This window comes from Pseudomonadota bacterium (assembly GCA_016195085.1).
Lineage (GTDB): Bacteria > Pseudomonadota > Alphaproteobacteria > SHVZ01 > SHVZ01 > JACQAG01.
In genome coordinates this window covers 1-8,941 of the sequence record JACQAG010000007.1, presented here as the reverse complement: position 1 = coordinate 8,941, position 8,941 = coordinate 1, and the positions used below count along the sequence as shown (strand labels likewise).

Annotated in this window: 3 protein-coding genes; all 3 read right to left on the bottom strand. The window is 65.4% G+C overall.

Features of this window, described 5'->3' with window-relative positions; all coding sequences use genetic code 11:
- Positions 1–1,494: cadherin-like domain-containing protein (locus tag HY058_02395; GenBank protein MBI3496134.1), on the bottom strand; the 1,494-nt coding region annotated here is incomplete at its 3' end.
- A 217-nt stretch (positions 1,495–1,711) separates the two neighbouring features.
- Positions 1,712–8,206, bottom strand: coding sequence for a tandem-95 repeat protein (locus HY058_02390; GenBank protein ID MBI3496133.1), 6,495 nt, complete (start codon positions 8,204–8,206; stop codon positions 1,712–1,714).
- A 416-nt stretch (positions 8,207–8,622) separates the two neighbouring features.
- The coding region (locus tag HY058_02385; protein ID MBI3496132.1) for a PAS domain-containing protein at positions 8,623–8,941 on the bottom strand (319 nt) is incomplete at its 5' end.

Below are 8,941 nucleotides of genomic sequence, written 5' to 3'. Positions count from 1 at the left end.
GTCGTTGTAGGACGCATTCGCCGCGACGGTGGGGCCGTGATTGGTGAGGTCGTCATGCACCGTGGTGCTGGCCGAAGCGCTGGCGGTGGTGGTGCCCTCGGTGGAAATTGCGGTGACGCTGACGTTGAGGTCACCGGCGAAATTGGCCGGGGTCTTGACCGCCAGACCGGTCAGATGGGTCGGGCTGATGGAGTAGGAACCATCGGCGCCGGGCACCAGGGCGACGCCGTCCTGGGTCAGAGTGGCGCCGGCCGGCAGGCCGGAGATCTTGACCGCATGGCCTTCCGAACCGTCCATGTCGGGGAAATTGGCCGCCACGGTCAGCGGGTGGCTGCTGGTGGTCGCTGCGGTATTCCAGGTGACGTTGGCGTTGACGTCGTTGAAGTCGCGGTCGCCGCCGCCGGTCAGGTCTTCCCAATCCTGGTTGCCGGCATCGACGCTGTTGTCGCGCACATGGGTCATGCCGTCGGTATTGAGCGAGCCCTTGTCGAACAGCACGTTGGTGCCGCTGCCGGTCAGCACGTGGCCGGCCGGATCGACCGCCTGCCAATGGCCGGCGGCATCCTTGGTGAAGCTGATATTGGTGTTGTCGGCCAGGCTGGCGTTCTGATGACCGTCGGGGATGATGAAGAAGCCCACATGGTCGGGATCGACGCCGCTGATGGTCACGCTCTGGTTCACATCCGCATGGGTGTTGGCCCAGATCACATGGCCGCTGGTCGGGTTGCCGTTATCGTCCATGACGTAATAGCCGTAGGTATTGGAATACCCGGCCGAACCGTCGAGATTGGTTACCGTGAAGCTGCCGCCCTCCGACACCGTGCCGGCGCCGATGGACACCGACACGCTGGCCTGATCGGCAGCGCCGGCGACATTGATGTTGACGGTCTGGTTGACCGTGCCGCCATGGCCGTCCGACACCTGGACGGTGAAGCTGTCGGCTCCCGACCAGTTGTTATCGGTGGCCGTGAACACGAAATTGCCGCCCGCATCCACCGCCAGGGTGCCGTGGTGGCTCTGGCTGTCGGCGGCGACGCTGTAGCTCAGCGTGTCGCCGGTGTCGATGTCGGTGGCGATGACCTTGCCGGTCACCTGGGTCGCGGCACTGCTGGTGCTTTCCGTGCCGGTCCCGCCGGTGACGCTGCCCAGTACGGGCGCGTCGTTGGAGCCGTTGACCGTCACCGTCACCGCCTGGGTGGCGGTGCCGTCGGCCGAGGCCACGTTGAAGGTCTTGGTCAGGTGATCGTTGACACCCAGCGACTGCACCGCCGCCGAGTCGTTGTTAAGGGTGTAGGACCAGTGGCCGTTGGTATCCACGGCGAAGGTGCCGTGGGCGTCGGTGACGCTGGCGGCCTGGGTATGGGCCTCGCCGGCATCGGCATCGGCCACGTTGAGCGTGCCGCTGGCCACCTTGGCCGTGTCCTCGGTGGCCGCGCCGGCGATGCTGCCGCTGATGGTGGCGCGGTCATTGGTGCCGGTCAGATCGACCTGCACCGACTGGCTGGCGGTACCGCCATGGCCATCGGAAACCTGGACCGTGAAGTGGTCGACGGCGGTGACACCCGCGCCCAGCCCGGCGGCGCCGGCGCTGGGGGTGAAGGTGTAGTCGCCGGTGGCCGAGTTGATGCTGACCGTGCCGTGATCGGTGGTCAGCGAGGTGATGGGCGAACCGTCGGCATTGGCGCCGAACGAGTAGGTCAGGTGGTCGCCGCTATCGGCATCGGTGGCCCACCACCTTGAAGCTGTCGCCCAGGCTCTGGCCGACGCCCAGCGCGCTGTCGCCCGCCGGGGTGAAGGTGTAATCGCCGGTGGCCGGGTTGATGGTCACCGTGCCGTGGGCGGTGCTCAGGCTGTCCACCTGGGCTCCGGTGGCGTCCACCAGATGGTAGCTGAGGCGGTCGCCCGTATCCACGTCGGCGCCGGTGGCATGGCCGGTGATGGCGCTGTGGTCGTCGGCGGTGGTGACATTGGCGACGCTGACCGACGGACCATCATTGGCGCCGGTGATGGTCACCCCCACCGTGGTCGGAGCGCTGGCCAGGGTGCCGTCGGTGGCAACCACCTGGAAGCTGTCCGTCTGGGTGGCGCCCAAGGCCAGATGCTGGGCATCGGCATTGGGAGTGAAGGTGTAATCGCCGGTGGCCGGGTTGATGGTCACCGTGCCGTGGGCCGTGCTCAGGCTATCCACCTGATGACCCGCCCCATCCACCAGATGATAGCGCACGCTGTCGCCCACATCGGCATCGGTGGCGTGCACCGCTCCGGCGCCGCTGTGATCCTCATCGGTGGCCACATTGGTGCTGCCGGTCACCGTCGGCGCGTTCTCCAGCGAGATGTCGCGACCGTCCACGGTCACCTTCAGGCTTTCCCAATTCTTGGCGTCCACCCCCAGGGTGTTGAAGTGGAAGCTCTGGCCCGCATGGGCCGGATCGGCGATGAAGCTCTGGAATTGCTGCAACTCGGCCCGCACCTCGGCGGTGTATTGCGATCCGCTCAGCTGCACGTTCAGCACGTCGCTGCCCGAGCCGCCGTCATAGACGTCGCCGGCGCTCTGGCCGCCCACGATGATGCCGGTATCGTTGCCGGCGCCGCCATCGATGCTGTCCGCACCAAAGCCGCCGTCCAAAGTGTCGTTGCCATCGCCGCCGCGCAGGGTGTCGTTGCCCGAGGCGCCGAACAGATAATCGTTGCCGGTGCCGCCGTCGATGACGTCGGCGCCCTGGTTGCCCATCAGCACGTCGTTGCCGGCCCCGCCGTCGATGGTGACGTCGCCGTAGCCGTACTTGCTGCTGGTCAGATCGACCACGTCGTTGCCGTCGCCGGCGACGATGCTCTCGATCCCCTCGATGCGCGCGCCGCCGGTCGGCGAGGCGCTGAAGCCGTCATCCAGGAACAGGGCGTCGTTGCCCGAGCCCATCACCAGGGTGTCGGTCCCGGCGCCGCCGCGGAACACGTCCTGGCTTTCGTTGTCGCCGGTGATCGAGAAGATCTGGTTGGTGCCGCCATGGCTGGGATCACCCACGTTCTGCGACCCGTAGCCGCTGGCCCAGCTGCTATCGGCGGAATAGTTGAGGACGTCGTTGCCGTCCCCGCCCTCCAGCAGATCCGACCCCGCCCCGCCCGACAGGGTGTCGTTGCCGCCACCGCCATACAGGGTGTCGTTGCCGCCGCCGCCGTTGAGAACGTCGTTGCCGGCCGCATTGCCGGTAAAGTGCACGTCAAGAATCGTCGACGACATCACCGCCGAACCACCCGCCTCGGCCGAGCCGGCGCTGATGGTCAGGTGGACGTCGCTGCCCTCCTGGGTGGTGATGGACAGGCCGTTCAGCTGCGACGCGGACAGAGTCCAGCTGCCATCGGCATTATGGGTACCCGCCGACAGGCTCGCCCCGGCGGGAACGCCGCCGATGGTGACGCTGGTCAGGCTCTCCGAGCCGTCAACGTCCTTCAGGCTGTCGGTGATGTTCAGGCTGGCCGTATAGGTGCCCTGGCCGTCGCCGTACAGCGTGTCGTTGCCGTCGCCGCCGCTGACATTGTCATTGCCCGAACCACCCATCAGGGTGTCGTTGCCGCCGGTCCCGGCCATGGTCTGATTCTGACCCTGGCTCAGATCAACCGTCACGTTGGCGGCGCTCAGATTGACCCCGTCGGTCTGCGGCGTGACGTTGATGTCCACCGTATGAGTGGCGGTGCCGCCGTGGCCGTCCGAGACCTGCACCGTGAAGCTGTCGGTCCCCGACCAGTTGGAATCCGCCGCCGTGAAGGTGAAGTTGCCCTGCTGGTCGATGGACAACGAACCGTGATGGCCCTGATTGTCGGCGGCCACCGCATAGGTCAGGCTGTCGCCGTCCACATCCGTGGCGCCCAGATGACCGGTCACCACTGTCGGAGCCGCGCTGGTGCTCTCCAGACCGGTTCCGCCGCTCACAGCCCCGAACACCGGCCCGTCATTGCTGCCGGTGATGTCCACGCCCACCTGGGTGGTCGCCGTCCCGCCATGCCCGTCCGAGACGGTCACGGTGAAGCTGTCGGTGACCTTGGCGCCCTCGGCCAGGCTGGCCGCCCCGGCATTGGGGGTAAAGGTGTAGTCGCCCGTGGCCGCATCGATGCTGACCGTGCCGTGATCGGTCACCACCGAGGTGATGGGCGAACCGTCGGCATTGGCGCCGAACGAATAGGTCAGGGTATCGTGGGTATCGACGTCCGACGCCGCCACATGGCCGGCGGTCACGCCGCCGTGATCGGTGGCGGTGGCATTGGTATGTCCCGAGATGGTCGGGCCGTCATTGGCGCCGGTGATCTCCACCGTCACAGTCTGGGTGGCGGTGCCGTCGGCGGACTTGACCTCGAAGCTCTTGGTCAGGTGCTCGCCCTCGGCCAGACCCTGGACGTCGGCATTGGCGGCGTTGACCGCGAAATTCCACTGCCCGTCGGTGCCGATGGTAAAGGTGCCCTCGGCGGTCTCGACGGTCGAAGCCTGCACATGGGCCTGACCGTGATCAACGTCGGCGACGTTGAGCTGGCCCGAAGCGGTGCCGCCATTCTCGGAGACCGAGCCGGCGGCAGTGCCGCTGATGGTGGCGGAATCGTTGGCGCCGTCGATGGTGACATGAACCGTGCTGGCCGCGGAGGCCGCACCGTGATTGTCGATGGACACCACCTGGAAGCTGTCGGGGAGGGTTTCCCCGGCCGCCAGGGCGCTGTCGCCCACCGGCGTGAAGGTGTATTCACCCGTCGCGGCGTCAATGCTGACCGTGCCGTGCTCGGTGGTCAGGCTGCTGACGTGATTACCGTCGGCATCGACCAACGCATAGGTCAGCGTGTCGCCCGTATCCACGTCGGAGCCGGCGGCGCTGCCGCTGATGGCGGTATGATCGTCGGTGGTGGTGACGTCGTGAACCGTCACGCTCGGCCCGTCATTGGAGCCGGTGATGGTCACGTTGACGGTACTGGGATCGCTGACCGCGCCATTATTATCGATGGCCACGACCTTGAAGCTGTCGGGCAGGGACTGGCCGACGCCCAGGGCGCTGTCGCCCGCCGGCGTGAAGGTGTATTCGCCCGTCGCGGTATCGATGCTGACCGTGCCGTGATCGGTGGTCAGGCTGCCGACATGGTTGCCGTTGCCGTCGACCAGCGCATAGGTCAGCTTGTCGCCCACATCCGTATCGGAGCCGACGGCGCTGCCGCCGATGGCGGTATGGTCGTCGGCGGTGGTGACGTCGCGGACACTGACGGTCGGGCCGTCATTGGTGCCGGTGAGATCCACCGTCACCGACTGGCTGGTCGAGCCGCCATGGCCATCGCCGACCTGAACGGTGAAGCTGTCGGAAGCGGTCACCCCCGCGCCCAGGCTGGCGGCGGCGGTGCTGGGGGTAAAGGTGTATTCGCCCGACCCGGCATCGATGCTCACGGTGCCGTGAGCCGTCGTGATCTCGGTGATGGGCGAGCCGTCGGCATGGCTGCCGAAGGAATAGGTGAGGGTATCGCCGGTATCCGCATCGGTGGCGGCAACGGAACCGCCCGCGCCGGCATGATCGGTGGCGGAGACTTCCGCATCGGTGGCCCTGGAATCGATCACCGGCCCGGCATTGGTCTCGGTCACGGTCACCGTCTGGGTCGCGGTGCCGCCGTGGCCGTCACTGACCTGGACCTGGAAGCTGGCATGGTCGCCGCCCTTCCAGCCATCGGCCGGAGTGAAGCTGTAATTGCCGCCGGCATCGATGGAAACGGTGCCGGAATCCAGATGCAGTTTGCCGTCATCGCCGGCATTGACCAGCGAGAAGCTCAGGCTGTCGCCATCGATATCGCTGGCGCTGATGCTGCCCGAGATGGTGCCGTGGTCGCTGGCGGCGGTATCGCTGGCCTGGAGGTCGATCACCGGCTCGTGATTGGTGGTGCCGGTGACCTTGACATTGACGTCGATGGCCTGACCGACGGTGCCGCCCTGGCCATCGGACACGATGACCTGGAAGTGATCGGTGGTCGTCGAGCCGTTGGGCAGGGCCTTGGCCGCGTCATTGGGCGTGAAGGCGTAGTCGCCGTTGGCCGGATTGATGGTCGCCGTGCCATGGGGCGTATCGACCGACAGAATCGGATTGCCGTCGTCGCCGGTGCCGAAGGAATAGGTCAGGGTGTCGGCGGCGCCGACGGTGACCCCGTCCACCACGCCAGTATCGGCGTCGGTGGCGACCACATGGCCTTGACCGCCCGTGGTATCGGTAACGTTGATGCTGGTGTCGGTGTGCTGGAGATCGATGACCGGCGCATCGTTGCTGCCGGTGATGCTGACATTGACCGTCGCCGCATCGGAGCTGGTTCCGTGATTGTCGGTGGCGACCACCTTGAAGGAATCGCTCACATGCTCGCCGACGCCCAGGCCGGCGGCGCCGGCATCCGGGGTAAAGGTATATTCACCCGTCTGGGTGTCGATGGTCACCGACCCGTGATCGGTGGTCAGGGTATCCACCTGATTGCCGTTGGCATCCACCAGGTGATAGCTGACCTTGTCACCCGTATCCACGTCGGACCCGGTCGCGGTGCCGCTGATGGCGGTGTGATCATTGGCGGAGGTAATGTCGTGAGTGGTCACGATCGGCGCATCGTTGCTGCCGGTGATCGTGACTCCCACCGAGGAGGTGGCGCTGCCACCGTGACCATCGGCGACCGCGACGGTGAATGCGTCGCTGGCACTCTGCCCCTCGCCCAGGCTGGCGGCACCGGCATTGGGGGTGAAGGTGTATTCGCCGGTGGCGGAATCGATGCTGACCGTTCCGTGATCGGTGGTCAGGGAGGAAACGTGGTTGCCGTTGCCGTCGATCAGCGAGTAACTCAGCTGACCGGAATCATTGGCGTCGGCGTCACTGCCGACGGCAAAGCGGCTGACGGCGGTATGATCGTCGCCGGTGACGAGATCATGGGCGCTGATCACCGGATTGTCGTTGGTGCCGGTAATGTCCACACCCACCTGAGCGGTGGCCGAACCGCCATGGGCATCGCTCACCGCGATGGTGAAGCCGTCATGGGCGCTTTGGCCCTCGCCCAGACTGGCGGCGCCGGCATTGGGGGTGAAGGTGTATTCGCCGGTGGCGGAATCGATGCTGACCGTGCCGTGATCGGTGGTCAGGGAGGAAACATGGTTGCCGTTGCCGTCGACCAGCGAATAGCTCAGCTGACCGGAATCATTGGTATCGACATCGGTGGCGGTCACATGGCCGATGGTGAGGCCCATGTGATCGTCGGAGGTGGCATTGAGGGTCGAGACCACCACTGGATTGTCGTCGGTCCCGGTGACGTCGATCCCCATGGTGGCGGCAACCGAGCCGCCATGCCCGTCGGAAACGGTCACGGCAATGCTGGCGTGAGCGAACTCGCCCAGACCCAGCGCGGCGAGCGCCGGGGCGGGAGTAACCGTATATTCACCCGTGGCGACGTTCAGGCTCAGCGTGCCATAGACCCGACCGTCGGCCGCCGAGACATCGATCGTCTCGATCCCGTTCACGGCGGTGGCGCCGGAGATGTGATACGACAACGCATCGCCATCCACGTCATGGGCGACGATCCGACCGGAGGTCACCATGTCGTGATCGGTGGAGGTGGCATTGATGGTGGAATCGACGGTCGGCGTATGGTTGACGTGCTCTTGAAGCTCGGGCGCCTTCTCCTTCGGCGCCCCGTCGGCGGCCGGCGGAGCCCCCGCCTGAGGAGTGTTGCCAGGAACGAACGAGCCCGGAGGAGCAAAAGTCACCGACTGGCCGAGGGCCGGATCCTGAGGCTGGAATTCCGCATCGGGCTTGGCGAGATCAGGGAGAACCTGCACGTCAAGCGGCTTGGCGCCACCGGTATTGACCGTCTGGGACGCACCGTCATCGGTCAGATTGACCGGCGTGCTGTCCAGTTCGGGCGGGACGACACCGCCATCCTTGGATCCTTCAATGGCCACGTCCAGCGACACATTGACGCCGCCGACGATGCCACCCAGGTTCTGCACCTGGGGATTGCCGGTGGAGCCCTGCTGCACATTGGCGAGATTGCCCAGTTGGGTATCGCTGACATCCGCGGACCTAGCCACGTTGAGGCGGGCGTCACCCATATTCTGATTTTGGACGTTCTGCAGCACCGTCAGGTCGTCAAGCGCCTGCTGGGCATTATCCCCGGTACCAGGATTCTGGTCGGACGGAGGATTGGTCTGATCATGGTCGGCCATAACAGAACTCCTGGGGCAAAAAAATATCCCGGCCTCAATGAGGTCCGGGATCCGCATCCCTTATAATGCGCTGTCGTGACGGCTTTCCGCAAAGAGATTCATGCACATACTGACGTATGTCAGGTATTCAGACTATGCCTACCCACAGGTATGACCATTGCGTCGGAGACATGGGCCGAATGCGCATACGGCGGTGGCTGTTCCGGCCAATCCCCCATATATTGATTGTGCACCGCAGCATAAAAGGAGTGGCCGCCGTGCTTGAGGAATGGATTAGAAATATCCCGCTGCCCCTGGTCGAGCGCATCGTTTCCGACCGCAAAGTTCAGGGATCTCCCATCTGGGCGCTGGCCAATCGTGAGTTGCTGCGCCGCCGCGACACAGCCCCCCGGGCGGCCTGAGACTGTCGCGACGGATTACATGTCGATGACGTCGAGCAGGAATTCCATGGGGTAGAACATCCCCACCAGACCGGCGACGGCGCCGGACTTGTCGTGGAAGACCGACTTGAAGAAGACGCCGCGCCGGGTGATGCCGTCCCCGTAGCGAACCGAGGACACATAGCGCTGCGTCCCGCCCTCCTCCAGCAGTTTCATATCCGCATCGTGATAGACTTGGGCCAGGTTTGACGGCGCGATCTCGAACACGGTCTTGCCGATCACCTCGCCCTGGTTCCAACCCAGCATGGCGCAGAACTGGCTGTTGCAGCCCAGATAGCGTCCCTTTGCATCCTTG